The 24471-nt window shown below is 65.1% G+C and carries 23 protein-coding genes; 11 read left to right on the forward strand and 12 right to left on the reverse strand.

Going from position 1 to position 24471, the window contains the following annotated elements:
• Positions 1 to 18 precede the first annotated feature (18 nt).
• Entirely contained in the window at positions 19 to 444 is a 426-nt protein-coding gene (gene ndk / locus HIV01_RS05545; RefSeq protein WP_200605329.1) for a nucleoside-diphosphate kinase, read from the reverse strand.
• 239 nt (positions 445 to 683) lie between these two features.
• Here ndk and HIV01_RS05550 point away from each other — a divergent pair, with 239 nt between their 5' ends.
• Genes HIV01_RS05550 through HIV01_RS05560 form a run of 3 tightly spaced genes read left to right on the forward strand, consistent with a single transcriptional unit; the run spans position 684 to position 4969 of the window.
• A complete protein-coding gene (locus tag HIV01_RS05550; protein ID WP_200605330.1) occupies positions 684 to 1316 on the forward strand; it encodes a TetR/AcrR family transcriptional regulator in 633 nt (210 codons plus the stop codon).
• 41 nt (positions 1317 to 1357) lie between these two features.
• Positions 1358 to 3733 carry a 3-hydroxyacyl-CoA dehydrogenase/enoyl-CoA hydratase family protein gene (locus tag HIV01_RS05555; RefSeq protein ID WP_200605331.1) on the forward strand — a complete coding sequence of 792 codons (2376 nt, stop codon included), beginning with the start codon at positions 1358 to 1360 and terminating at the stop codon, positions 3731 to 3733.
• Between the two features lie 27 nt (positions 3734 to 3760).
• A complete protein-coding gene (locus HIV01_RS05560; RefSeq protein WP_200605332.1) occupies positions 3761 to 4969 on the forward strand; it encodes an acetyl-CoA C-acyltransferase in 1209 nt (402 codons plus the stop codon).
• An 84-nt stretch (positions 4970 to 5053) separates the two neighbouring features.
• Here the strand turns inward: HIV01_RS05560 and HIV01_RS05565 are convergent, their stop codons facing one another.
• From HIV01_RS05565 to cmk, 9 genes are all read right to left on the reverse strand, one after another.
• Positions 5054 to 5395, reverse strand: coding sequence for a tRNA-binding protein (locus tag HIV01_RS05565; RefSeq protein ID WP_200605333.1), 342 nt, complete (start codon positions 5393 to 5395; stop codon positions 5054 to 5056).
• A gap of 31 nt (positions 5396 to 5426) precedes the next feature.
• Positions 5427 to 6326, reverse strand: a complete 900-nt coding sequence (gene galU / locus HIV01_RS05570) for a UTP--glucose-1-phosphate uridylyltransferase GalU (RefSeq protein ID WP_200605334.1) — start codon at positions 6324 to 6326, stop codon at positions 5427 to 5429.
• Positions 6326 to 8236 carry a polysaccharide biosynthesis protein gene (locus tag HIV01_RS05575; RefSeq protein WP_200605335.1) on the reverse strand — a complete coding sequence of 637 codons (1911 nt, stop codon included), beginning with the start codon at positions 8234 to 8236 and terminating at the stop codon, positions 6326 to 6328. The genes galU and HIV01_RS05575 overlap by 1 nt, the downstream gene beginning before the upstream one ends.
• A 31-nt stretch (positions 8237 to 8267) precedes the next feature.
• Positions 8268 to 9248 (reverse strand): MraY family glycosyltransferase, encoded by a 981-nt coding sequence (locus tag HIV01_RS05580; protein WP_200605336.1) that lies wholly within the window; start codon positions 9246 to 9248, stop codon positions 8268 to 8270.
• Between the two features lie 3 nt (positions 9249 to 9251).
• Positions 9252 to 10430, reverse strand: a complete 1179-nt coding sequence (gene lapB / locus HIV01_RS05585; protein ID WP_200605337.1) for a lipopolysaccharide assembly protein LapB — start codon at positions 10428 to 10430, stop codon at positions 9252 to 9254.
• 3 nt (positions 10431 to 10433) lie between these two features.
• Entirely contained in the window at positions 10434 to 10706 is a 273-nt protein-coding gene (locus tag HIV01_RS05590) for a LapA family protein (protein WP_200605338.1), read from the reverse strand.
• A 131-nt stretch (positions 10707 to 10837) separates the two neighbouring features.
• A complete protein-coding gene (locus HIV01_RS05595) occupies positions 10838 to 11155 on the reverse strand; it encodes an integration host factor subunit beta (RefSeq protein ID WP_486624453.1) in 318 nt (105 codons plus the stop codon).
• Between the two features lie 101 nt (positions 11156 to 11256).
• A complete protein-coding gene (gene rpsA, locus HIV01_RS05600; RefSeq protein ID WP_200605340.1) occupies positions 11257 to 12948 on the reverse strand; it encodes a 30S ribosomal protein S1 in 1692 nt (563 codons plus the stop codon).
• A 213-nt stretch (positions 12949 to 13161) separates the two neighbouring features.
• On the reverse strand, positions 13162 to 13848 hold the full coding sequence (gene cmk / locus HIV01_RS05605) for a (d)CMP kinase (protein ID WP_200605341.1): 687 nt from the start codon (positions 13846 to 13848) through the stop codon (positions 13162 to 13164).
• 154 nt (positions 13849 to 14002) lie between these two features.
• Between cmk and ykgO the strand changes: the two genes are divergently transcribed.
• From ykgO to HIV01_RS05645, 8 genes are all read left to right on the forward strand, one after another.
• Positions 14003 to 14128: a type B 50S ribosomal protein L36 gene (ykgO, locus tag HIV01_RS05610; RefSeq protein ID WP_010342887.1), complete on the forward strand. Its 126-nt coding sequence runs from the start codon at positions 14003 to 14005 to the stop codon at positions 14126 to 14128.
• 182 nt (positions 14129 to 14310) lie between these two features.
• On the forward strand, positions 14311 to 14646 hold the full coding sequence (locus HIV01_RS05615) for a hypothetical protein (RefSeq protein WP_200605342.1): 336 nt from the start codon (positions 14311 to 14313) through the stop codon (positions 14644 to 14646).
• A 4-nt stretch (positions 14647 to 14650) separates the two neighbouring features.
• Entirely contained in the window at positions 14651 to 15688 is a 1038-nt protein-coding gene (locus tag HIV01_RS05620; protein WP_207527103.1) for an agmatine deiminase family protein, read from the forward strand.
• A gap of 106 nt (positions 15689 to 15794) precedes the next feature.
• Positions 15795 to 16682: a carbon-nitrogen hydrolase gene (locus HIV01_RS05625; protein ID WP_200605344.1), complete on the forward strand. Its 888-nt coding sequence runs from the start codon at positions 15795 to 15797 to the stop codon at positions 16680 to 16682.
• 11 nt (positions 16683 to 16693) lie between these two features.
• Positions 16694 to 17224 carry a GNAT family N-acetyltransferase gene (locus tag HIV01_RS05630; RefSeq protein WP_245156977.1) on the forward strand — a complete coding sequence of 177 codons (531 nt, stop codon included), beginning with the start codon at positions 16694 to 16696 and terminating at the stop codon, positions 17222 to 17224.
• A gap of 88 nt (positions 17225 to 17312) precedes the next feature.
• Complete coding sequence (locus HIV01_RS05635; RefSeq protein WP_200605346.1) at positions 17313 to 17924, forward strand: TetR/AcrR family transcriptional regulator; 612 nt, start codon at positions 17313 to 17315, stop codon at positions 17922 to 17924.
• 19 nt (positions 17925 to 17943) lie between these two features.
• Complete coding sequence (locus HIV01_RS05640; protein WP_245156922.1) at positions 17944 to 18870, forward strand: alpha/beta fold hydrolase; 927 nt, start codon at positions 17944 to 17946, stop codon at positions 18868 to 18870.
• A gap of 182 nt (positions 18871 to 19052) precedes the next feature.
• Entirely contained in the window at positions 19053 to 20273 is a 1221-nt protein-coding gene (locus HIV01_RS05645; protein ID WP_200605348.1) for a TraB/GumN family protein, read from the forward strand.
• Positions 20274 to 20300: 27 nt separating this feature from the next.
• Here HIV01_RS05645 and HIV01_RS18220 read toward each other — a convergent pair whose 3' ends face one another.
• Both HIV01_RS18220 and HIV01_RS05655 read right to left on the reverse strand, forming a co-directional pair.
• Complete coding sequence (locus HIV01_RS18220; RefSeq protein ID WP_200605349.1) at positions 20301 to 20759, reverse strand: type IV pilin protein; 459 nt, start codon at positions 20757 to 20759, stop codon at positions 20301 to 20303.
• 114 nt (positions 20760 to 20873) lie between these two features.
• A complete protein-coding gene (locus tag HIV01_RS05655) occupies positions 20874 to 24425 on the reverse strand; it encodes a pilus assembly protein (protein WP_200605350.1) in 3552 nt (1183 codons plus the stop codon).
• Positions 24426 to 24471 lie beyond the last annotated feature (46 nt).

Genomic DNA, 24471 nt, shown 5'->3' on the forward strand with positions numbered 1-24471 from the left:
GCCTTCTCGAAATCGCTATCAGCGGCCGTAGACGCTGGTAGCCGGGAAGAAGTACGCGATTTCGACGGCGGCGTTCTCGACGCTGTCCGAACCGTGCACGGCGTTGGCGTCGATGCTGTCGGCGAAGTCGGCGCGGATCGTGCCCGGCGCGGCGTCCTTCGGATTGGTGGCACCCATCAGCTCGCGGTTCTTGAGCATCGCGCCCTCACCCTCGAGCACCTGGATCATCACCGGACCGGAGATCATGAACTCGACCAGCGCGCTGAAGAACGGGCGCTCGCGGTGCACGGCGTAGAAGCCTTCGGCTTCCTGCTTCGACAGATGCTTCATCTTCGCGGCGACGACCTTCAGGCCGGCCTTCTCGAAGCGGGTGTAGATCTCACCGATGACGTTCTTGGCGACGGCGTCAGGCTTGATGATGGAAAGGGTGCGCTCCAGCGCCATGGAATTTCTCCGGGTAGGCGGGCAGCCGAACCAGTCGGTTCGCGCCCGAGGATAACAGAAAAACCCGCGTCGGAACGCGGGTTTAGCCCACAAGGCTCCGGTAATTCTAACGGAAAAGTGACGCCTTTTGCACGCCCGCCAGACCCGCCGGTCGACGGTCGCCGTTGACGGTTCAGGCGCCCCGGACTAGCATCAAACAAGCGTTTGATTCAGCCCGTCGTTTCAGCAGCAGGAGCCACATGGCCGCCACCGCCCACTTCTCCACCAAGGACCGCATCCTCGGCGCCGCCGAAGAGCTGTTCGCCCAGTTCGGCTTTACCGGCACCTCCCTGCGCCAGGTCACCAGCCGCGCCGACGTCAACATCGCCGCGGTCAACTACCACTTCGGCAGCAAGGAGAACCTGGTCAACGAGGTCTTCCGCCGACGCATGGACGAGATGAGCGCGCAGCGACTGGGCGCCCTGAAAACCGCCATGGAACAGCATCCAGGCGAGCTGGAACCGATTCTGGCCGCATTCGTGCGGCCTGCCCTGGCGATGGCCCAGGACCGCCACGGCGGCGGCGCCTTCGTCCGCGTCGTGGCCCGCGCCTATGCGGAAAAGAACGACCGCCTGCGCAAGTTCCTGTCCGACCACTACGGCCATGTCCTGCGCGAATTCGGCAAGGCCATCGGCGCCTGCGTGCCGGACCTGAGCAAGGAAGAACTCTATTGGCGTCTGGATTTCCTGGCCGGCGCCCTGACCTATGCCATGGCGGACTTCGGTCTGATCAAGCGACCCGCCGGTGTCACCGAGGCGGCGCATCGTGAGCGAGCGGCACGCGAGCTGATCCACTTTGCCGCGGCCGGCTTCAAGGTCGAACCAAAGCGTTAATTCGAAGCGTCAAGTCTTGTATAAACAAGGATTTACATCACATGTCTAAGAAGCTGCTTGTACGCCGCGTCGCCGTTCTCGGCGCCGGTGTGATGGGCGCGCAGATCGCTGCGCACCTGACCAATGCCGGTGTCGACACGGTGCTGTTCGACCTGCCCGCGAAGGAAGGCGACCCCAACGGTGTCGTCACCAAGGCCATCGCCAACCTCGGCAAGCTCAGCCCCGCCCCGCTCGCCAGCAAGGCCCTGGCCGAGCGCCTCACCGCGGCCAACTACGAGACCGGCCTTGAGCAGCTGCGCGACTGCGACCTGATCATCGAGGCCATCGCCGAGCGGATGGACTGGAAGCAGGACCTGTACAAGAAGATCGCCCCGTTCGTGGCCGAGCACACCGTGCTGGCCAGCAACACCTCGGGCCTGGGCATCAACAAGCTGGCCGAAGTGCTGCCCGAGCAGCTGCGCCACCGCTTCTGCGGCGTGCACTTCTTCAACCCGCCGCGCTACATGCACCTGGCCGAGCTGATTCCGGCCAAAACCACCGACGACGACGTGCTCGAGTCGCTGGAAACCTTCCTGACCACCACCTTGGGCAAGGGCGTGGTCATCGCCAAGGACACCCCGAACTTCATCGGCAACCGCATCGGCGTGTTCTCGATGCTGGCCGGCATGCACCACACCGAGCAGTTCGGCCTTGGCTTCGACACCGTCGACGCGCTGACCGGCCCGGCGATCGGCCGGCCGAAGTCGGCGACGTTCCGCACCGCCGACGTGGTCGGCCTGGACACGATGGCGCACGTCATCAAGACCATGGCCGACACGCTGCCGGAAGACCCGTGGCACAGCTACTTCAAGGCGCCGAAGTGGCTTTCGGCCCTGATCGAGAAGGGTGCGCTGGGCCAGAAGAGCGGCGCCGGCGTCTACACCAAGCGCGGCAAGGACATCCTCGTGCTCGACCTGAAGGCGCAGGATTACCGCGCCTCGGCCGGCGAGCTCGACCCGGAAGTGGCCGGCCTGCTCAAGGAAAAGGACCCGGCGAAGAAGTTCGCCGCGCTGCGCGCGAGCGAGCATCCGCAGGCGCAGTTCCTGTGGGCGATCTTCCGCGACACGTTCCATTACAGCGCGTTCCACCTCGAGTCGATCGCCGACACCGCGCGTGACATCGACTTCGCCATGCGCTGGGGCTACGGCTGGTCGCTCGGCCCGTTCGAGACCTGGCAGGCCGCCGGCTGGAAACAGGTGGCCGACTGGATCGCCGAGGACATCGTCGCCGGCAAAGCGATGAGCAGCGCGCCGTTGCCGAACTGGGTGTTCGACGGTCGCGCCGGCGTGCATTCGGCCGACGGTAGCTTCAGCCCGGGCCGCAACGCCAACGTGCCGCGCTCGTCCAATCCGGTCTATGCGCGCCAGCGTTTCCCGGATCCGTTGCTGGGCGAGAAGTTCTCGCAGGGCCGCACGGTCTTCGAGAACGAAGGCATCCGCATGTGGGTCGACGAGGGCGACGACATCGCCGTGGTCAGCTTCAAGACCAAGATGCACACGGTCAACGATCATGTTCTCAACGGCCTGCAGGAAGCGGTCGGCATCGCCGAGCGCGACTTCGCCGGCCTGGTGATCTGGCAGCCGAAGGAACCCTTCTCCGCCGGTGCCGACCTGGCCGGTGCGCTGGGCCTGCTGCAGGCCGGCGACGTCAAGGGCTTCGAGGCGATGGTGGCCAACTTCCAGGCCACCAGCCAGCGCATCAAGTACTCGCTGGTGCCGGTGGTTGCGGCCGTGCGCGGCCTGGCACTGGGCGGCGGCTGCGAGTTCCAGATGCATGCGGCCCGCAGCGTGTTTGCACTGGAAAGCTACATCGGTCTGGTCGAGGCCGGCGTCGGCCTGCTGCCGGCCGGTGGCGGCCTGAAGGAGTTCGCCGTGCGCGCTTCCGAAGCGGCGGGCCCGGGCGGTGACGTGTTCGCCCAGCTCAAGACCGCGTTCGAGAGCGTGGCGATGGGCAAGGTTTCGACCTCGGCCTTCGAGGCTCGCGAACTCAAGCTGGCCCGCGACAGCGACAGCGTCGTCTTCAATGCCTTCGAACTGCTGCACGTGGCGCGCCAGCAGGCACGCGCGCTGGCCGAATCCGGCTACCGGCCGCCCCTGCCCGCCCGCCGCATCCAGGTTGCCGGCGACGTCGGCATCGCCACGTTCAAGATGATGCTGGTGAACATGCTGGAAGGCCGCTTCATTTCGCCGCACGACTACGAGATCGCCACGCGCATCGCCACCGTCATGTGCGGCGGCGAAGTCGACCGCGGCGCACTGGTGGACGAGGAGTGGCTGCTCAAGCTCGAACGCGAACATTTCGTCGCACTGGCGCAGATGCCCAAGACGCAGGAGCGCATCGCGCACATGCTCAAGACCGGCAAGCCGCTGCGCAACTAAGCGACGACGACACAGGACATATCGAAAATGACCAAGCAAATCCAGGACGCCTACATCGTCGCCGCCACCCGTACTCCGGTCGGCAAGGCACCGCGCGGCGTCTTCCGCAACACCCGTCCCGACGAAATGCTCGCCCACGTGCTGCGTTCCGTGGTCGCTCAGGCACCGGGCATCGACCTGGGCCGCATCGATGACGCGATCATCGGCTGCGCCATGCCCGAAGGCGAGCAAGGCATGAACGTGGCGCGCATCGGCGCGCTGCTTGCCGGCCTGCCCAACACCATCGCCGCGCAGACCATCAACCGCTTCTGCTCGTCGGGCCTGCAGGCCGTGGCGATGGCGGCCGACCAGATCCGCCTGGGCAACTCGGACCTGATGCTGGCCGGCGGCACCGAGTCGATGTCGATGGTGCCGATGATGGGCAACAAGGTCGCCTTGAGCCCGCAGGTGTTCGCCAAGGACGAGAACGTCGCCATCGCCTACGGCATGGGTATCACCGCCGAGAAGGTCGCCGAGGAATGGAAAGTCTCGCGCGAAGACCAGGACGCATTTGCCCTGGCCTCGCACCAGAAGGCGATCGCCGCGATCCAGGCCGGAGAGTTCAAGTCCGAGATCAGCCCGTACGAAGTGATCTCGCGCATCCCCGACCTCGGTGGCAATGCCATCCGCGTCAAGAAGTCGATCATCGAACTCGATGAAGGTCCGCGTCCGGACACGTCGATCGAAGGCCTGGGCAAGCTGCGCCCGGTGTTCCGCAACGCCCAGTTCGGCGGCAGCGTGACTGCCGGCAACAGCTCGCAGATGAGCGACGGCGCCGGCGCGGTGCTGCTGGCGTCCGAACAGGCGATCAAGGACTACGGTCTGACTCCGCTCGCCCGCTTCGTCAGCTTCTCGGTCGCCGGTGTGCGCCCGGAAGTGATGGGTATTGGTCCGATCGCCGCAATCCCGAAGGCCCTCAAGCAAGCCGGACTCACCAAGGACCAGCTCGACTGGATTGAGCTCAACGAAGCCTTCGCCGCGCAGGCGCTGGCGGTGATCCGCGACTCCGGCCTGGACCCGTCCAAGGTCAACCCGCTCGGCGGCGCGATCGCGCTGGGCCATCCGCTCGGCGCGACCGGTGCGATCCGTACCGCGACCATCGTGCACGGCCTGCGTCGTCGTCAGCTCAAGTACGGCATGGTGACCATGTGCATCGGTACCGGCATGGGCGCGGCGGGCATCTTCGAAGCGCTCTGAGTCAACGCTACCTGCAAGCAGAACGGGCAGCCCATCCTTCAATGAATCAGGGGCTGCCCGTTTTGTTTCTGCCTGTCGACCTGGTCAGGCCAGCCGCGTTCCGTCTGGCACCGGTCGCTCGATGGCCGTGACCACCACGCCCTGCTCGGTGGGGAAACCGGTCAGCAAAAACTCGGACACGAACGGACCGACCTGCTTGGGCGGAAAGTTGATGACGCCGACGATTTGCCGACCAACCAGATCTTCCGCCGCGTAAAGATCCTTGATCTGCGCGCTGGTCTTGCGGACACCGTGGGGACCGAAGTCGACCCACAGTTTCCATGCCGGCTTGCGTGCTTCCGGGAACGGCTCGACGCGCTGCACCGTACCGGCGCAGAGCATCACTTTCTCGAAGTCGCCCCAGGTAATGGTGCCCTGCTCGCTCATGGGCGCGATCGCTCCCTACGGTGCTGCGAACTCAGCCGAGCTCTTCGACGCCCAGTTCGGCCAGCGCGTTCTGCATCAGCTGGCGAGCCGAGTCGCTGAGCTTTTCGTGATCGAGCGCGTAGCGGATCGTCGCCTCGACCAGGCCAATGTGCGTACCGCAGTCGAAGCGCGTGCCCTTGAAGCGATAGGCGTTGACCGCCTCTTCCTTCAGGAGTGCTGCGATCGCATCAGTCAGCTGGATCTCGCCACCGGCACCCGGCGTGGTCGTCTCCAGCAGCGTGAAGATGCGCGGATTGAGGACATAGCGCCCGACGACGGCCAGCGTGCTCGGCGCGACTTCAGGCTGCGGCTTCTCGACGATCGCATTGATGCGACCCTGTCGGTTCTGGAACGAGTCGGTCGCAACGATGCCGTAGCTTCCCGTCTGGTCACGCGGCACGTCCTGCACTGCGATCATGCTCGCGCCAGATGCTTCTGCGGCATCGGCCATCTGCGACAGCGCGCCAGGACCCCGGTTCCAGATCAGGTCGTCAGGAAGCAATACCGCGAACGGCTCATCGCCAATCACCGGCTTGGCGCAAAGCACGGCATGCCCCAGGCCCAGCGCCTCGGCCTGGGTCACGAACACTGCGCGCACGCCCTTGGGCAGCACGTTGCGGATCAGTTCCAGCTGTTCGGTCTTGCCGCTCTGCTCGAGCTTCTGTTCGAGCTCGTAGGCCTTGTCGAAATAATCCGCAACGGCATGCTTGTAGCGGTTGGTGACGAACACCAGCGTGTCGCAGCCGGCTTCCACGGCTTCGTCAACGGCGTACTGGATCAACGGCCGATCGATGATCGGCAGCATTTCCTTCGGAACCGTCTTGGTCGCGGGGAGGAATCGGGTGCCCAGACCGGCCACCGGGAAAACAGCTTTGCGAATCCGAACCGACATCAAATCTTCCTTGCATTACGGGCGGGGAACGCCACCACCGTCGCCGATTCCTGATAGTCCGGATGCGCGCCAACCGGCTGGAACTCGGGAACCGCACTGCGCAACAGGTGGCTAAGCGCGTCGAGATCATAACGAATCGAGGCTTCGCGCAGTTGCGCCACCGCGTTCTCGATATGCGTGGACGACACGTCGCGCGGCTCGGCCTGCAGGATCTTCGGGTGCGCAGTCTGGCGATAGCGCTCGTCGGCATGGAACAGCGTCTCGTGCAGCTTCTCGCCCGGACGAAGACCGGTATAGACCACGGCGATGTCGCGGCCCGGATGCTTGCCCGCCAGGCGGATCATCTGTTCGGCGAGCAACCGGATCGGCACCGGCTCGCCCATGTCGAGGGTGTAGATCGCTTCATGCGTGCCGATCGCCGATGCCTGCAGGATCAGCTGGCAGGCCTCGGGAATGGTCATGAAGAAGCGCGTGACTTCGGGATCGGTGACCGTGACCGGACCGCCAGCGCGAATCTGTTCGCGGAACAGCGGCACGACGCTGCCGGCCGAATCGAGCACGTTGCCGAAGCGCACCGTGACAAAGCGCGTGGAGCGCTGGTCAGCCAGGGCCTGGCAGGACATCTCGGCAAGGCGCTTGGTCGCGCCGAGCACATTGACCGGATCGACGGCCTTGTCGGTGGAGATCAGCACGAACGTGCCGACGCCGGCGCCGCGGCATGCACGTGCGACCGTCTCGGTCGACAGCACGTTGTTGCGCACCGCTTCACGCAGCTGCAGCTCGAGCAACGGCACCTGCTTGTAGGCAGCGGCATGGAACACCGCGTCGGGCTCGGCGCGCGACAACGCGTGCGCAATCACCGCAGGGTCGCCGCAATCGCCGAGGATGGCGATGTATTCCAGATCCGGGAAGTCGCGACGCAGCGCGGCTTCGGTCGTGGTCAGCGCGAGTTCGTCGATCTCGATCAGGGCGATACGACGAGCGCCGTGGCGGGCACACTGCCGGCAAAGCTCCGAGCCGATCGAACCGCCGGCACCGGTGACCAGTACCGAGCGCGCCCCCAGCCAGGCGCGGATCGCCTTCCAGTCAGGCATGACCGGCTTGCGGCCCAGCAGGTCCTCGATCGCGACCTCCTTGAGTTCACCCGGCAGCGAACGACCTTCCAGCACGTCCTGCAGTTTCGGCACCATGCGGAACGGCAGCCCGGTGCGTTCGCACGCCACCACCACGCGCTGCAGCGCATTCGCGTCGGCCGACGGCATGGCGATGACCAGCAGCTTGGCTGCGGTTTCGCGGGCAATTTCCGCGACGTCCTGGACGCGCCCAAGCACCGGCACGCCCTGCACCTTGCTGCCACGCAGGCGCGCGGCGTCGTCGAGGAATCCAACCGGCTGATAAGTGCCCGAGCGACGCAGGTCGCGCACGAGCGCTTCCCCGGCGTGACCGGAACCGAGGATGAGGATGCGCACCGAGGCGCCACCAAAGCCATCGACGCGGCTGTCTTTCCACGCGCGATACATCAGACGCGGCGCGCCGAGCATGCCCATCAATACCAGCGGATAGAGGACCAGCACCGTACGCGGAACGCTGTCGAGGCGGTTGTACAGGAACAGGCCGAGCACGATCGCGAACAGCCCCAGGATCGAAGCCTTCAGGATGTTCCACAGGTCAGGGACACCGGCGAACCGCCACAGGCCCCGGTACAGGCCGACCTGCCAGAACACCAGCCCTTGCGCGGCCAGGACGAGCGCAACCTCAGTCGACCAGAGCGGAATGGCGGGCGCATTGGCTTCAATGCCCCAGCGCAGGCGATGCAGGGCCTGCCAGACGACCCAGACCATCGCGAGATCGTGGGCGACCACCGCCATTCGCGGCAGCGCACTTTTCCACCGATCACGCCATGAGCTCATTCCATGCCCCTCTTCTGGATGCAAACCTGAATCAAATTGAAGTCGGAGTCCGGAAAGACCCGGCCTTTTGCAGCCCGACCCACAAAAAAGCGCAGCAGATATACCACGCGACTGTGATACCGGTGATGAAGGCCATTTCAGGCTGTGACGCAAGCCAAAAAGCCAGCAGCAGAGACACCGCCGTCGCACCCGCATAGGCAAGCGTTACCCGGTTGTGCCCCACTCGGCGAGCCCAGACCTGATAGGCGTGCTGGGTGTGCGGAGTCCACCAGCGCTCCCCCCGCAGCAGACGCCGCAAGAGGGTCAAACTGGCGTCAACCAGGAACACCGACAATGGTAACAGCACCACCCAGGAATGGCCTCCGAGCCGGGCGCCTGCCACCACCACCAGCGCCGCGAGGCAGAATCCCAGAGCTCCGCTGCCGACGTCACCGAGAAAAATTCTCGCCTTGGGGAAGTTGAAGGGCAGGAAACCGACGCAAGCCGCGGCGACGGCGACTCCCAGCAGGCCCCAACTGCTGCCCGCGATCGCCGCCAAGCCTGCGGCGACCAGCGCCGCCTGGCTGGCAGCCAGGCCGTTGATGCCGTCCATGAAGTTCCACACATTCGTCAACGTCATCGCGGCAATGAACGCAACCAGCCCGAGCCAGGGCGATTGGTAAACGTCGCCCACCGCCAGTGCGAGCAATACAGCGGCCACTGCATGGACCAGCAACCGCCACCACGGCGAAAGCGGCCGATGGTCGTCGAGCCAGCCGATCCCGGCGACCAACACCAGGCCGACACCGAAGGCAGCCAGCAGGGGGGCGTCGACGGGCCGGTGCAGCGCGAGGGCACAGGCCGCCACCAGCGCCGCTATCACGATGGCGATGCCACCGCCGCGCGGCGTGGCAACCTGGTGACTGCGGCGCTCGCCGGGCTGGTCGATCAGCGACTGCCTGATCGCATAGCGACGCGCCAGCCAGGTACCGACCACGCCAATGAGGAAATAAACCAACAACCACTGGACCATGCTTCAGACCACCGCGTAGTTCAGCAGCGGCTTGATCGTTCCCCACTCCTTGCAGCTCGGGCATTGCCAGTGATGGCTGCGTGCGCCGAAGCCGCAACGGTTGCAGCGATAGCTGGGGTTGCGAACCAGCAACTGGTCGGTGATGTGCTTGAGATCGTGCAACGTTGCCGCCGGGTCGGCGCCCTCGGCCAGGGTCAGGTCGATCAATGCCGCTTCGCCCCGGACCGACGGACGATCCTTGAGCTGCCGGGCAAGGTAGGCACGTGCCGCCGGCACGCCCTCCTCGTGCTCCACCATGTGCGTCAACGCCAGCACCGGCGAGATGCCGCGATAGTGCTCGGTCATCTCCGCCAGGAATGCGCGTGCACCCGGCGCGTCGCCGACGCGCTCATAGCTGGCGAGCAGCGGCGGCAGGATCTCGGGGAGGTAATCGGGATCGACGCGTGCAACCCGCTCGAAGGCGCGGATGGCGCCGGCATCATTGCCGGACTCGACTTCGAGACGACCTTCGATCATGCCGGCACGGACGGAATTGGCATCGGCCTCGTAGGCGCGCTTCACTGCCGCCTGCGCCGCATCGATATCTCCGGCAGCACGATGGCGTTCGGCAAGCTCGCACTCGAACTGGGCAATCAGCTTGCCCATCGGCTCACCGGTCGCCTCTTCGTAGCGGCGCGCATTCTCGATCGCCTTGTCCCAGTCGCGTTCGGACTGGTAGATGCCGATCAGGTGGCGCAGCGCCAGCGGCGCGCGCATGTCCAGCGCCACCAGGTCACTGAACACCGTCTCGGCACGATCGAGCAGGCCCGAGCGCATGTAGTCCTCGCCCAGTGCGAGCAGTGCCTGCACGCGCTGCTGGTCGCTCAGGCCCGGACGCTGCACCAGCGCCTGGTGCAGGCGGATGGCACGGTCGACTTCGCCGCGACGACGGAACAGGTGGCCGAGCGCGACCTGGGTCTCGAAGGTGTCCTTGTCGAGTTCGGCGATGTGCAGGAACAACTCGATGGCCTTGTCCGGCTGCTCGTTGAGCAGGTAGTTCAGACCGCGGAAATAGGTCGTCGAGAGGCGACTGACCTGGGTGTCGCTGTGGCGCTCGCCACCGCGACGACCAATGATCCAGCCGCTGACTGCCGCGATCGGCAGCAGCAGGAAGAACCAGAACCATTCACTGATGAACGCCATGCGTCATGCCCCGGGGGAAGCGGTCGGTGAAGCAGTCGAAGGGATCTGGCGTTGCGCGCGCGCAAGTCGGCGACGCAGGGGCAGCACCACGCTGGCACTGATGGCCAGCCCGCCGATCAGCACGCCCAGCAGCACCGCCACGATCAGTGCCACGCCCAGGTTGCTGGGCAGCCGGGCAAAACCGAGATCGATCAGCACGGGCGCGCGGTTGAGCGCACCGATGACGGCACCGACGGCCAGGCAGGCGATGGCGATGAACAAACGAAGCAGGCGCATGTAGCCCTCCAGACGATCGCGAAGACCGCGATGAGCAGCGGTAGCTTAGGGCCTGTCAACGCTATTGAGTAGGCCGCGTGAGGCCTGGGGTGGATCGGCCGATGACCGAAGGCCGATTCCAGATGGCCGACTTACTCGGCTTCGTCGAGCGGCACCACGCCGCTGACGCGCTCGCGCAGTTCCTTGCCAGGCTTGAAGTGCGGCACATGCTTGCCGGGCAGCGCGACCGATTCGCCGGTCTTGGGATTGCGACCCAGGCGCGGCGGACGGTAATGCAGCGAGAAGCTGCCGAACCCGCGGATCTCGATCCGCTCTCCGCCCGACAGCGATCCGCCCATCATCTCGAGCAGCGCCTTCACCGCCAGATCCACGTCTTCGCCCTTCAGGTGGGCCTGACGTTGCGAAAGGATCTCGATGAGCTCGGATTTGGTCATGGCTGGAACGGGCACTCGCGACGGCTCGGACTTAGAAGGAAGGCGGTCCGAACGAGCCGGACCGCCTTCGCGGTTACCACCTGGAGCCCGTTACGACCGGGCTCCATACAGCTCGATTACTCGGACTTGTTGCCCAGCTGCTCGCGCAGCAGCGCGCCCAGCTTGGTCGTGCCGCTGGAAGCATCGGACGACGACGAGCGGTTGTAGTCCGCCAGGGCCTCCTGCTGCTCGGCTTCGTCCTTGGCCTTGATCGACAGCTGCATCGAACGGCCCTTGCGGTCCGTGCCGATGATCTTGGCTTCGACTTCCTGGCCGACCTTGAGGTACTGCGAAGCATCCTCGACGCGCTCCTTGGCGATGTCGCGGGCGGCCACGTAGCCTTCCACGCCATTGTCGAGCTCGATGGTCGCGCCCTTGGCGTCGACTTCCTTGACCTTGCCCTTGACGATCGAGCCCTTGGCGTTGGTCGCCACGTACTGGCCCATCGGGTCCTGCTCAAGCTGCTTGACGCCCAGGCTGATGCGCTCGCGCTCCGGATCGACGGCGAGCACGACGGCTTCCAGGTTGTCGCCCTTCTTGAAGTTGCGGACCACGTCTTCGCCGGTGGTTGCCCAGCTCAGGTCGGACAGGTGGACCAGGCCATCGATACCGCCGTCCAGGCCGATGAAGATGCCGAAGTCGGTGATCGACTTGATCTGGCCCGAAACCTTGTCGCCCTTCTTGTGGATGGCGGCGAAGGTTTCCCACGGGTTGCTGGTGACCTGCTTCATGCCCAGCGAGATGCGGCGACGCTCCTCGTCGACGTCCAGGACCATGACCTGAACCTCGTCACCGACCTGCACGATCTTGGACGGGTTGACGTTCTTGTTGGTCCAATCCATCTCGGACACGTGCACCAGGCCTTCGACGCCCGGCTCGATCTCGACGAACGCGCCGTAATCGGTGACGTTGGAGACCTTGCCGAACACGCGGGTGTTGGCCGGGTAGCGACGGGCGATGTTGTCCCACGGATCCTCGCCCAGCTGCTTGAGGCCGAGGCTGACGCGGTTGCGCTCGCGGTCGTACTTGAGCACGCGGACGTCCAGCTCCTGGCCGACTTCCACGACTTCCGACGGGTGACGCACGCGCTTCCACGCCATGTCGGTGATGTGCAGCAGGCCATCGATGCCGCCGAGGTCGACGAACGCACCGTAATCGGTGAGGTTCTTGACGACGCCCTTGAGGATCGCGCCTTCCTGCAGCTTCTCGAGCAGCTGCTCGCGCTCGACGCTGTACTCGCTCTCAACCACCGCACGGCGGGAGACGACGATGTTGTTGCGCTTGCGATCGAGCTTGATGAGCTTGAACTCGAGCTCCTTGCCTTCCAGGTACGCGGAGTCGCGGACCGGGCGCACGTCGACCAGGGAACCCGGCAGGAAGCCGCGCACGTCCTTGATGTCGACGGTGAAGCCGCCCTTGACCTTGCCGGAGATGCGGCCGGTGATGGTCTCGTTCTTCTCGAGCGCCTGCTCGAGTTCGTCCCACACCATGGCGCGCTTGGCCTTCTCGCGCGACAGGACGGTCTCGCCGAAGCCGTTCTCGATGGAGTCGAGCGCGACCTTGACTTCGTCGCCCACGGCCACGTCGATCTCGCCCGCGTCGTTACGGAACTGTTCGATCGGCACGATGCCTTCGGACTTCAGGCCGGCGTTGATCACCACGACGTCGCCGCGGACTTCCACGACAACACCGGTGACGATTGCGCCCGGCTTCAGCTTGGCCAGATTGGTCTGGCTTTGTTCGAACAGCTCGGCAAATGATTCGGTCATTGAAAAATACTCTGTTGAACACACGGGCCGCACCGGCTGTCATGGTCATCCACGTCGGATGACTTCAAGCAGCACGTGGTCGACCCACCCGTTATGTGGCGCGATGAAGCCACGCCATGTGTTGGTTGATTGACCATCGCGGGATTGCGATGGCGTTTGGTTTGCAACATCGTCCTGCCACGTTCGTTCAACGCGACTGCAAATCGATGGCCCTTACGGTGTCACCAGTTGCAGCACACGCTCGACGACCGCATCGATGCCAAGGCCGGTGGTGTCGATGCGAACGGCGTCGTCGGCCGGGCGCAACGGAGCCACCGCGCGACTGGCATCGCGGGCGTCGCGGGCAAGGATCTCCCGCAGCAGACCATCTAAATTAACTGAAACCCCCTTGTCTTTCAACTGCTTATAGCGCCTTTCCGCTCTTTCTTCGGCGCTGGCGGTCAGAAACACCTTGAAGGGGGCATCCGGGAAGATGACCGTACCCATGTCACGACCGTCTGCGACCAGGCCCGGGGCCTGGCGGAAGGCGCGCTGGCGGTCTTTCAGGGCCGAGCGCACCTCCGGGATCGCGGCGATGGCCGAAGCGGCCGCCCCGGCGGTCTCGGTGCGCAGTTCGTCGGTGGCGTCGATGTCGTTGACCAGCACCCGCAGCTCGCCCGAGGGGTCGTCACGGAAGCCGACCCGGGTATCGAAGGCGCAGCGGACCAGGGCGGCAGGGTCGGCCAGGTCGAGGTCGGCCCAGCCGGCGGCGACGCCCACCGCCCGGTACAGGGCGCCGGAGTCGAGGTAATGCCAGCCCAGTTGCTGGGAGACGAGGCGGCTGATAGTGCCCTTGCCGGAGCCCGAAGGCCCATCGATGGTCAGGACGGGAATGCTGCTGTGGGGGTCTGCGCTATTCATGCGAACATTATGCGGCGAGCCGGCCGCGGCTGGCTTTTGCGACCCCGATTTGCCCGGATTTCAACTTTTTTGCTGCAAGCGCTTGATCGGGGAAGGAATTGCAAGCTAGAATCGCGGGCTTCGTTCTTTAATCAACCGTTTGCCGGAGTCTGTCATGAAGGTCCTGTCCTCTCTGAAGTCGGCGAAGGCCCGTCACCGCGACTGCAAAGTCGTCCGCCGCCGTGGCAAGGTCTTCGTGATCTGCAAGTCGAACCCGCGTTTCAAGGCGCGTCAGCGCTAAGAAGCCCGGCAACGCCGTGCAAATCGAAAGGCCGCCGCAAGGCGGCCTTTTCTGTGGCCGCCTGTCTGGTTTGCATGGACAGGTTCGCCAAAACGTGACGGCGGCGCGCTGCCGCCACTTCACGCCTTGTGCGTACAATCGCGTCCTTACCAGACCGTGTTCATCCACCGAGGGGGCTCGCCGTGAACGTCAACAAGCGCTTCGTTGCTGTACCGCTGTTCGCACTGCTGGCCCTGGCCGGCACGGCTGCCGCCGACACCCTCCTGGTGGAACGCGTGCAGGAAGAAAACCGCGCCGCCATGCCGGCCCGTGGCCAGACCATGGCCCAGGTCGAAGCCAGCTATGGGGCGCCGACCGAGAAGCTCGAATCCCAGGGCGGCCAGAAGCGTCAGTGGCCGGCCATTAACCGTTGGGTCTACCCCGCCTTCACCGTGTACTTCGAGAAGAGCAAGGTGATCGACGTGGTTGCCAACAAGGCCAGTGCCGAGGAAGTCGGCCCGAAGCCCCCCATTCGCTGAGGCTATGAACGAACCTGTATTGCGCTTCCCCGCGGAGTGGGAACCCCAGTCCGCGGTCCTGATTGCATGGCCGACCGCCGATACCGACTGGGCTGATCGCCTGGGCGAGGTCGAAGAGACCTACATCGCCCTGGTCGCCGCCATCACCCGCTTCGAGCCGGCCGTCATCTGCGTGGCCGACGAGGATGTGGAAGCGTATGCGCGCGCCCGCCTGTCCTCGGCGCGCGTCGACATGACGCAGGTCCGCTTCGTCGAAGTCGCCTACGACGACACCTGGCTGCGCGACTCCGGCCCGATCACGCTGCGCCGCGAAGGCGGTTTCCGCCTGCTCGATTTCCGCTTCACCGGCTGGGGCGGCAAGTTCGACGCCAGCCAGGACGACCTGCTGGTCGAGCGTCTGCACGATGCTGGAACGTTCGTTAACAGTTCGCGCTATCCGGTTGATTTTGCTCTGGAAGGCGGCGCGATCGACAGCGACGGCGAAGGCACCCTCCTGACCACCTGGCAGTGCCTGCACGAGCGTCATCCGGAAACGTCGCGCGAGGACCTGACGGGGAAACTCTCCAGCTGGTTGCACCAGGAGCGCGTGCTGTGGCTCGACCACGGCTACCTGGAAGGCGACGACACCGACGCCCACGTCGATACCCTCGCCCGCTTCGCCGCCCGCGACGCAATCGTCTACCAGGACTGCGACGACCCGGCCGATTCGCATTTCACCGAACTGCAGGCGATGGGCAAGGAGCTTGCCGCGCTGCGTACCCGCGACGGTAAGCCCTACCGCCTGTTCCCGCTGCCGTGGGCCAAACCCATCGTCGACGAAGGTCGTCGCCTGCTGGCCGCGAGCTACGCCAATTTCCTGATCGTCAACGGTGCCGTGCTGATGCCCGCCTACGGCGACGAGGCCGACAGTCGTGCCCAGGCCGTGCTGGCCGAAGCATTCCCCGGCCGCGAGATCGTGCCGGTGCCCTGCCGCCCGCTGATCTGGCAGAACGGCAGCCTGCACTGCATCACGATGCAGCTTCCCCAGGGCGTGGTGGCGTAAAGACCCACCACCGCGGGAGCGAGCAAGCTCGCTCCCACCGCGAATCAGCGTCATCGGCCACGCCTACAATATCCGCCGTCCCCTGCGCCCCGGATTTCCAGTCGCCATGAAGAAGACCACCCTCCCCGTCGCCCTGATCCAGGACCGCGACCACGGCAGCCGCGAGGCCAATCTGGCCAACATCGAGGCGCGCGTGGCCGAGGCCGCCAAGCGCGGTGCGAGGCTGGTGCTGCTGCAGGAACTGCATAACGGTCCGTACTTCTGCCAGCACGAGTCGGTCAACGAGTTCGATCTCGCCGAGACCATTCCCGGTCCGAGCACGGAACGTCTTGGCGCATTGGCGAAGCAGCATGGCGTGGTGCTGGTCAGCTCGCTGTTCGAGAAGCGCGCTGCCGGCCTGTACCACAACACCGCCGTCGTTTTCGATGCCGACGGCTCCACCGCCGGCAAGTACCGCAAGATGCACATCCCGGACGACCCGGGTTTCTACGAGAAGTTCTATTTCACGCCGGGTGATATCGGCTTCGAGCCGATCCAGACGTCGGTCGGTCGACTCGGTGTGCTCGTGTGCTGGGACCAGTGGTACCCGGAAGGCGCGCGCCTGATGGCGCTGGCCGGTGCCGAGCTGCTGCTGTACCCGACCGCGATCGGCTGGGACCCCACCGACGAACAAGCCGAGAAGGATCGCCAGCGCGATGCCTGGGTGCTCAGCCACCGCGGTCATGCCGTGGCCAACGGCCTGCCGGTGCTCAGCTGCAACCGCGTCGGCCACGAGCAGTCGCCGCTGGACGCGGCCGGCATCGACTTCTGGGGCACCAGCCATGTACTGGGTCCGCAGGGCGAGTTCCTTGCGCAGTCGACCGTCGCCGAGCCCGAGATCCTGATGGCCGAGGTCGACATGCAGCGAAGCGAGCACGTGCGCCGGATCTGGCCGTTCCTGCGCGATCGCCGCATCGACGCCTACGGCGACCTGCTCAAGCGTTACCGCGACTGAGCGGCTTGACCATCACGCTTTCGATCCGCAAAGCCGTCGCCGGCGACTTGCCGGCGATCACCGCGTTGTACGCACGCGAAGTCGATGAGCACGTCGCCACCTACGAATACGACGCGCCCGACCAGGCCGAGATGACCCGGCGCTGGCAGGCGATCGTCGCGCAGGGCTATCCCTACATCGTCGCCGAGCTTGACGGGCGATTCGCCGGTTACGCCTACGCCAGCAGCTACCGCAGCCGCGAGGGCTATCGCTGGACGGTCGAGGACACGGTCTACATCGTTCCCGAACTGCAGGGCCGCGGCGTCGGCCGGGCGCTGCTGCAAACGCTGATCGACGAGTGCACCCAACTCGGATTCCGGCAGATGGTCGCTGTGGTCGGCGATGTCAGCAACACCGCCTCGATCGCTTTGCACGAGCGCCTTGGATTCCGCACGGTCGGTGTGTTTTCCGGGCTGGGGCGGAAGCACGGGCGCTGGCTGGATACCGTGCAAATGCAGCTGGACCTGGGCGCGGGGCTGACGACCGCGCCAGAGAGCGCCTGAGCGACTGCGCCAGTCTCACCTTCCGGAGAGACAGCGGTCCCGACGAACGGTCACGAATAAAACGAACGGACGTGCTATTTTCCGTCCCATGTCCGCATTGACCGCCACCAGCAAAGGCGCCGCCACCCGCGAAGCGATCATCGATCGCGCCTACGGCATCGCCTGCTCCGCCGGCCTGGAAGGCCTGTCGATTGGCCCCCTGGCCCAAGCCGTGGGAATGTCGAAGAGCGGCGTGTTCGCCCATTTCGGCTCGCGCGAAGACCTGCAGATGGCGGTCCTGGATGCGGCTGGCCAGCGCTTCGTCGCCCATGTCCTGCTGCCGGCGCTGAAACTGCCACGCGGCCTGCCCCGGCTTCGCGCGATCGTCGAAGCCTGGTTCGACTGGGCACGGCAATCGTCAGAAGGCGGCTGCCTGCTTCTCAGCGCTGCCAGCGAGTACGACGACCGCCCGGGTGAAATCCGCGACCGTGTCGTCGCCCATGAACTGCGCTGGCGCAAAGAGCTGTCCCGCGCCATCTCGCTGGCCGTCGAAACCGGCGACCTCGCTGCCGATACCGATGCAGAGCAGATGGCCTTCGAGGTCTACAGCCTTGCGCTGATCGTTCACCACGATGCCGGCCTGTTCGGCTTCGAACTGGCCGTGACCCGCGGCCGCCGCGCCCTCGAGCGGCTCTTCCGCTCGTACTCCGCCACCCTCTGACCCCTACCGGAGGCCTCCCGTGTACCCGCTCATCGCCACAATTAGCACGACCGTTCGTAATATCATGCGACTGTACGGCCTGCGCCTGGGCTTCGCGCTCGGCGCCCCGCTTTCCCCCGGGGCAGCGGTGCAACGCGCCGCGCGCCTGTTCTCGACGCCGATGTCCTCGAGCCGCAGCCGCGCCCTCGCGGCGTCCACCCAGGGCGCTCGCGAAGAGCAACTCGATGTCGACGGACATGCCATAGCCGCGTACGTCTGGGGCAACCCGGACAGGCAGCCCTATGTGCTGTTTGCGCACGGCTGGTCCAGCCATGGCACTCGGATCGCCGCGTGGCTGCCCGGGCTGATCGCCGCAGGTTACGCGGTGGTCGCATTCGATCAGCCTGCCCACGGCCGCAGCCCTGGCACGCAGGCGACGCTGCCGGATTTCACCCGGCACCTGCTGGCCGTTGGCGACCACTACGGCCCGGCGGCGGCGGTGATCGGGCATTCGCTCGGTGGCGCGGCGACGCTGCTCGCCATGGCACGGGGATTGAAGGCAGGACGTGCGGTCCTGATCGCGCCGGCTGCCGATCCGGTTGCCGCGGCCGAACGATTCGCCCACGTGATGTGGATCGGACACCGGCTGTTCCAGCGCATGTTCACCTACTTCGAGAGCCGGATCGGCATCACCTTCGCCGAGCAGCAGGCACACCTGAACGCACCGGTCATCGGTCGCCCCGCGCTGATCGTGCACGACCTGGAAGACCGCGACGTTCCCTGGGAGGAAGGCGAGCGCTACGCACGCTACTGGCCGGACTCGCGGCTGCTGACCACGCGCGGCCTGGGCCATCGCCGCGTCCTCGACGATGGCGAAGTGATCGCTGCCAGCTTGCGCTTCCTGCACGGGGAAGCCGTTGGCGATCGCATCGTCTCCAGCACCAACCTGCCCTTCGGCGTGGCTTGAGTCCAACTCGCGTTGCCCCGATGGTGGTCTGGCCCTAAGCTGCGCTGCAGCCACTCCATACATCAGCAAGACGGCGCCGGACTGGCGCCGTCTTGCTGCGCAACCCCCGAAAGGCAACGCCGCATGCCCGCAGCACCGCAAACCGTTTCGCGCCCCGCCCTGTCCGACCGCCGGGTGCAGCCATGATCGAAGCCACTGCGCAGTCGGCACTCGATGCCGTCCTCGCCGGCCAGCCGCATGCGATCGTCGAGCGCGACGGCGTGCGCTACACGCTGCTGGGCACCGCACACGTCTCCCTGGCCAGCGTTGAAGCCGTCCGCGACGCCATCGACAGTGGCGCCTTCGATGCAGTCGCCGTCGAACTGGATCCGCAGCGCCTGCAGGCCCTGACCGACCCCGACGCTCTGGCGCGCCTGGACCTGGTCCAGGTCATCCGCACCGGCAAGACCGCATTGTTCGCGGCCAACCTGGCGTTGGCCGCCTACCAGCGGCGCCTCGCCGAACAGCTCGGCATCGAACCTGGCGCCGAACTCAAGCGCGCCGTCCTCGAGGCTCGCCAGCGCGAGCTGCCGGTACACCTGATCGATCGCGATGTCGGCCTCACCTTCAAGCGCGCCAACAACCGGCTCGGCTGGTGGTCCCGGGCGAAGCTCGGCGGCGGCCTGATGGCGGCGCTGTTCGTCGACGAAGAAGTCGGTGCCGACGAGATCGAGAAGCTCAAGCAGGGCGACATGCTCGAGTCGAGCTTCGGCGAGTTCGCCAGCGACAGTCCCGAGCTCTATGAAACCGTGATCGCCGAGCGCGATCGCTACATGGCCGCACGCCTGCGCGAGACCCATGGCGATGCACGCGAAGTGCTGGCCGTGGTCGGCGCCGGACACCTGCAGGGACTGGCGCGCCACCTCAAGGACGAAGTCCGCGCGCCGGACACGATTCGTGAAGAACTCGAGTCGTTGCCGAAGAAGAGCGACGTGCCGTGGTTCACGATCCTCCTGGCCGTGTTCGTACTGGGCGGTTTTGCCTGGGGCTTCTGGCGAGGCGGCATCGACGTCGGCTCCGACCTGCTTCTGCAATGGGTGCTGGCCACTGGCGTGCTCGGCGCGATCGGCTGCGCCATTGCCGGCGGCCATCCGCTCAGCATCCTGGTTGCCTTCGTCGCGTCGCCGATCACGCCGCTCCACCCGGCGCTCGCTTCGGGCACGCTCAGTGCGCTCACCGAGGCGTGGATCCGCAAACCGACCTATGCCGACTTCATGGCCCTGCGCGACGACGTGCAGAGCTGGCGCGGCTGGTGGCGCAATCGCGTGGCACGCGTACTGCTCAACTTCTTCCTGACCAGCCTGGGCACGGCGATCGGCGTGTGGACAGGTGGTTTGCGGATGCTGGGCAAACTGGTCGGCTGACGCACGTTGCCCGCCCGAAGCGGAGCGCTAGAAGCATTCCGTCGCGGTGGCGGCAGTTCCGGATTCGCTCTTCGCTCCCAGCTGGTTGATCGCCAGCGTTACGCACTTCGTGTCGCGGATGGCTTGTACGCCCTTGGGTACGGCCTGGACCGAGTAGGCCCCGACGACGGTGCCGTCGGCCAAGCCGATCGTGTAGTGACTTTGCAGATCGGTTCGACACTGCGTCGCCGGAATGGTCGGCGCCGCGCCCGCGTCATCGACGTATCGCAAGTGCGTGGTGTAGTAGCGCTCCATGAACTGCGCCACTTCCAGCATGCACACCGCCGCCGCCGCGCGTCGGGTCCTGATGACATGACCCTGATAGCTGGGATACGCGATCGCTGCCAGGATCGCGACGATCGCCACGACGATCATCAGCTCGATCAGTGTAAAACCCGAAGGCTGCCTGCAGGTTTTACAGGTCGGCCGATCTACGTGCTCGTGCATGTGGTTGTCCGCCGTTAATCCAGCAGGAGTTCGCGCCAAGAGGTGCGGCTGACCTGGTTGCCATTTCTGTGGGGCACAGACACTTCTTCTCGCTTGCCGTCGTCCCGAATCAGCTCAGCGGTGCCGTCCAGGAAGCGCGGATCGTTCAGGCCGCTGGCGAAACCAATGCCGTTTGCCGGAAAGCCCTGCCCCCCCGACCGTGATCACGTCCTGGTGGTCAATCCGACCATCGCCATTGGCGTCAAAGGCGGCGGAAGCGCGCCGCCCACCGGTGAACGGCTCCAGCCCCATGACAAAGCCCCTGCCTCCGGGACTGCAGATGTCGCGGGCATCGGGTATGCGCGTGGTGCCATACAACGTACCGCCCACGAGGCTGTTGGGCACCACCATCCGCTCACCCTCCCTGCCGTTGACCGGTGAAACCAGATCGAGGAACCAGCCGTCCCTGCCTGACAGGTCGCCCGCAACCGCTGCACTGGTCGCCCGAAAGCCACGATCACCGCGGGTGACCTCTGCCTGGATTCGTCGCCTGACCAGCGCGCTGCGGCCGGCCACTTCGTCGCCGTCGTCAATCACGCCGTACCAGGTCTGTTCGCTGCGGTCAGCGATGTCCCGACCTGCCAGGTAGCGACCAGTACCGAAGTACACCCAAAGCTGTCGCGTCTGCGGGTTCCTCAGCAGCAACGGCGCTGCCGTGATGGGTTGCGGATTGCCGCCGCTATCCTTGGCCGCGAACAGTTTGTCCACGGCGATCGTGGCGCTGCCCACGCCTTCGAAACGCCACAGGTTGCCGGCGAAATCGCCGCCGTAGACGGTCTCGTAGAAGCCATCGCCGTTGCCGTCCCACGCGTCCACGCCTGACAACCCGTTGCTGCCCGCCACGCCGGTGTTGCGGACCTGTATCGAACCGGACTCGATGCCAATGGTGACCAGCTGCGCAGCCCCGGCGGCGCTGTTGGGACCGTTGCCAATCAACACGCGCCAATCGCCATTGGCAACCTGGGCGATGATGGGTTTGCCGATGACATTGCCCATCGCCGGTATTTCCGTAGCCCCCATCTCCCACAACAACCCGACGTTATCCGGGTCGGTGACGTCCAACGCAAAAACCGCCTTCCCGCCCCGCCCCATGCTTCCTGCCAGAATCGTTTTCCAGCGGCCGTCGCGGCTGGAGTAAACGTCGGCCACCGTAAGTTCACCGTCGACGAAGTATCGATGCTCGTAGTCCGGGGACGTCAGACGCTTCAACTGCGCGTTGATGGCCGCCGCCGGCATGAAGGCATAGACCTCGTCGCCGGTGGTCGCGTCGAAGCCATGCAGCATGCCGTCGTTCGCGCCGACGTAGACGACACCGCGCCGGGCGGACTGGCGCTCGGCGAACGCCGGGTAGGACGATGCACCACTGAACTTCGCGCCGCGGTACATGCGCGGATTCGGCGCGCCCACGAAGAGCGGCTGGGAATTGACGATATCGCCAAGAATGCCCAGACGTACGCGCAGCCGGCCTTCATTGCTGCGATCGCCGCGCAGGTAGTTCACGCTGGTTTCGTCGGCAAGCACCGACTGCTGCGCCGGCCCCAGTACCCCCCAGCTCAGCAGCTGATACCTGCGGCCCGTCGCCTGCGGATTGTGCACGTAGATCCGACGCCGATCCCACTTCATCGCTGCGAGTCTGTCGCCTGCATTCCACGCCGGCGCATGCGAGAACCGACCAGTGGTTGCGTCCCACGCATACGCACTCAACTCGCCACGCCACGACGGGCTATAGAAGCGCGCCTGGTAGATCATCGTGCCGGTTTCCAGGCGGGTGCTGCTCGATGTCAGCGGAGCTGCCGAACCGCTGGTCTCAGAGGCAATCTGCGTGAATGCCTTTTTCAGGCTCTCGACCATCCTGTTGGCTTCGCTTGCCACATAGAAGGTGTCGGGCCGCTTGTAGTCCTTCTTGAGAATGTCGCCCGAGGCGTTCCACCATCCATCGGGCAGCGGCGCGGTCCGATCATAAGTGCTGTAGCCATCTGGAACCCGAAAGCCACCGTACTTGGCCGCCAACCAGTAAGGGTTCTCCTCCTTGCGCCTCAGGTTCTGGCTCTCAAGGACGTCGACCCAGTGCGTGGCAATGGTCTGCGCGCCGTCCAGATCAGCCCGTATGTCCCTCGTATGCGAATCGTAGGCGAGACCGGCCATGTAGGCAGAGTTGTACCCCCCCGCGAATGGAGTACGGATTCGCAGCCCTTCCAGTTCGCCGACCTTGTTGGTGGCAGTGACCACATTGACCGTCTTGTCGGCCAGAACTTCCGGCGGAGTTGCAGGCTCCGCGATGGTGACCGTATTGCCGGGCAGATTCTTGTCGGTGTTGGTGTCCGTGTCTCCGATGCCGAGGATCACGTTGGCCTGGCAACGGTTCTGGATGGGATCATCCCAGTTTGTAATGACCGGAAATCCGTCGGCCACAACATACTCATTGCCGCCACCCAGGTAAGAGTACGAAGCAACGTTTCCCTGACGCTTGAAATAGCGAACGACCGCGTAGAAGAGCTCACTGACCGGGTCGATCGTCTTGTGCATCGCCGTGGTCAGCTGTCCTGCCTTGTTCAGGTAGTTGATGACTCCGCTGTCCTTGATTCCTCCCGGTGTACCCGCCGCAGCCAATGGATCAGGGTTGCGAAGGATCACGCCGGTGCGCGGGTCCCACTCCCCCGCTTGGTTTACCGCCGGTCCCTGGGTCGGGTCGTAGGAGTACGGTCCAACGAACTTCTGGTTCGCGCGCAGGACACCTCCATCACGTTGCCATCTCGAGTCATTCAGATAGCCGAAGATGCTGTAGCGAACCCGGTCTGAATACTCCTGGATCAACCCTTCCGGTTTCCAACCCTGGCTGTATTGCTTGCAGTTGAGTTCCAGAAGATTCGGCACGCAAACCTTGACCCGTGCACTCAGCAGCAGATCGTTGAAAGGGAACGCTTGTCCCCGAGCGTTCGTCACCAGGTCGTGAACCTCCGGGTTGTATGCGACCGGCGATCCCCTTGCCACACCCGGCGATATGAGGATCTGGTTACCCAGGCCGCGCACTTGTACCAATATCTGGTTCCAGGACGCCGGCGTCGCGCCGCGAACCTGCTTCATGTCGGCCCCTGTTCCCGGCAGACGACGATCGTCATATAGATGTTCAAAGTACCGGTCGTGCCTTGCCTTCTCGAGCCAGGTTTCCACTGGAGTATCTCGAACTCGGTAGCCACCGGTCAGCGCCAGCCGGAAGGGATCGATCGTCTGGGTCACTGCCCAGTTCATGAAGTTGCCACTCCATTCCTTGCTGGAATGGTTGCAGAGATGTCCGGTGGTGAAACGGACCGGGTAGAAGTGCCGCTCGGACTCGATCTCAGAATAATGATAGTGGTAGCACTTGTCCGGATCGAAGTAGCCGATGTAGCGGCGATTCACAGCGTAGGGGCCGAGATTGGCCTGGCTGATGATTGTCGGAAACTCCACCGACAAGACCAGGGCCAGATTGCCCGGAACTCTTGGCCCCACGTGCAATGGCTTCTGCGCAATGTCCACCTGCGCGACAACAGGTCCGGATATCGCACCCATCGCCATGATGAAGAAGGCGATGTGGATGGACGAGGCATGTGCCCTGGCGTCCACGCGATTGCATGATCGAGCGTCCATTGCTCGCACTCCAACGAAACAAGACTCAGGGCCGGCAGCGCCGGGT

The organism is Lysobacter arenosi (assembly GCF_016613475.2).
In the GTDB taxonomy this organism is placed as follows: domain Bacteria; phylum Pseudomonadota; class Gammaproteobacteria; order Xanthomonadales; family Xanthomonadaceae; genus Lysobacter_J; species Lysobacter_J arenosi.

What these genes read in the sequence shown, in the direction of transcription:
- ndk (WP_200605329.1), bottom strand. Translation starts at nt 444, where the DNA reads ATGGCGCTGGAGCGCACCCTTTCCATCATCAAGCCTGACGCCGTCGCC.
- HIV01_RS05550 (WP_200605330.1), top strand. Translation starts at nt 684, where the DNA reads ATGGCCGCCACCGCCCACTTCTCCACCAAGGACCGCATCCTCGGCGCC.
- HIV01_RS05555 (WP_200605331.1), top strand. Translation starts at nt 1,358, where the DNA reads ATGTCTAAGAAGCTGCTTGTACGCCGCGTCGCCGTTCTCGGCGCCGGT.
- HIV01_RS05560 (WP_200605332.1), top strand. Translation starts at nt 3,761, where the DNA reads ATGACCAAGCAAATCCAGGACGCCTACATCGTCGCCGCCACCCGTACT.
- HIV01_RS05565 (WP_200605333.1), bottom strand. Translation starts at nt 5,395, where the DNA reads ATGAGCGAGCAGGGCACCATTACCTGGGGCGACTTCGAGAAAGTGATG.
- galU (WP_200605334.1), bottom strand. Translation starts at nt 6,326, where the DNA reads ATGTCGGTTCGGATTCGCAAAGCTGTTTTCCCGGTGGCCGGTCTGGGC.
- HIV01_RS05575 (WP_200605335.1), bottom strand. Translation starts at nt 8,236, where the DNA reads ATGAGCTCATGGCGTGATCGGTGGAAAAGTGCGCTGCCGCGAATGGCG.
- HIV01_RS05580 (WP_200605336.1), bottom strand. Translation starts at nt 9,248, where the DNA reads ATGGTCCAGTGGTTGTTGGTTTATTTCCTCATTGGCGTGGTCGGTACC.
- lapB (WP_200605337.1), bottom strand. Translation starts at nt 10,430, where the DNA reads ATGGCGTTCATCAGTGAATGGTTCTGGTTCTTCCTGCTGCTGCCGATC.
- HIV01_RS05590 (WP_200605338.1), bottom strand. Translation starts at nt 10,706, where the DNA reads ATGCGCCTGCTTCGTTTGTTCATCGCCATCGCCTGCCTGGCCGTCGGT.
- rpsA (WP_200605340.1), bottom strand. Translation starts at nt 12,948, where the DNA reads ATGACCGAATCATTTGCCGAGCTGTTCGAACAAAGCCAGACCAATCTG.
- cmk (WP_200605341.1), bottom strand. Translation starts at nt 13,848, where the DNA reads ATGAATAGCGCAGACCCCCACAGCAGCATTCCCGTCCTGACCATCGAT.
- ykgO (WP_010342887.1), top strand. Translation starts at nt 14,003, where the DNA reads ATGAAGGTCCTGTCCTCTCTGAAGTCGGCGAAGGCCCGTCACCGCGAC.
- HIV01_RS05620 (WP_207527103.1), top strand. Translation starts at nt 14,651, where the DNA reads ATGAACGAACCTGTATTGCGCTTCCCCGCGGAGTGGGAACCCCAGTCC.
- HIV01_RS05625 (WP_200605344.1), top strand. Translation starts at nt 15,795, where the DNA reads ATGAAGAAGACCACCCTCCCCGTCGCCCTGATCCAGGACCGCGACCAC.
- HIV01_RS05635 (WP_200605346.1), top strand. Translation starts at nt 17,313, where the DNA reads ATGTCCGCATTGACCGCCACCAGCAAAGGCGCCGCCACCCGCGAAGCG.
- HIV01_RS05645 (WP_200605348.1), top strand. Translation starts at nt 19,053, where the DNA reads ATGATCGAAGCCACTGCGCAGTCGGCACTCGATGCCGTCCTCGCCGGC.
- HIV01_RS18220 (WP_200605349.1), bottom strand. Translation starts at nt 20,759, where the DNA reads ATGCACGAGCACGTAGATCGGCCGACCTGTAAAACCTGCAGGCAGCCT.
- HIV01_RS05655 (WP_200605350.1), bottom strand. Translation starts at nt 24,425, where the DNA reads ATGGACGCTCGATCATGCAATCGCGTGGACGCCAGGGCACATGCCTCG.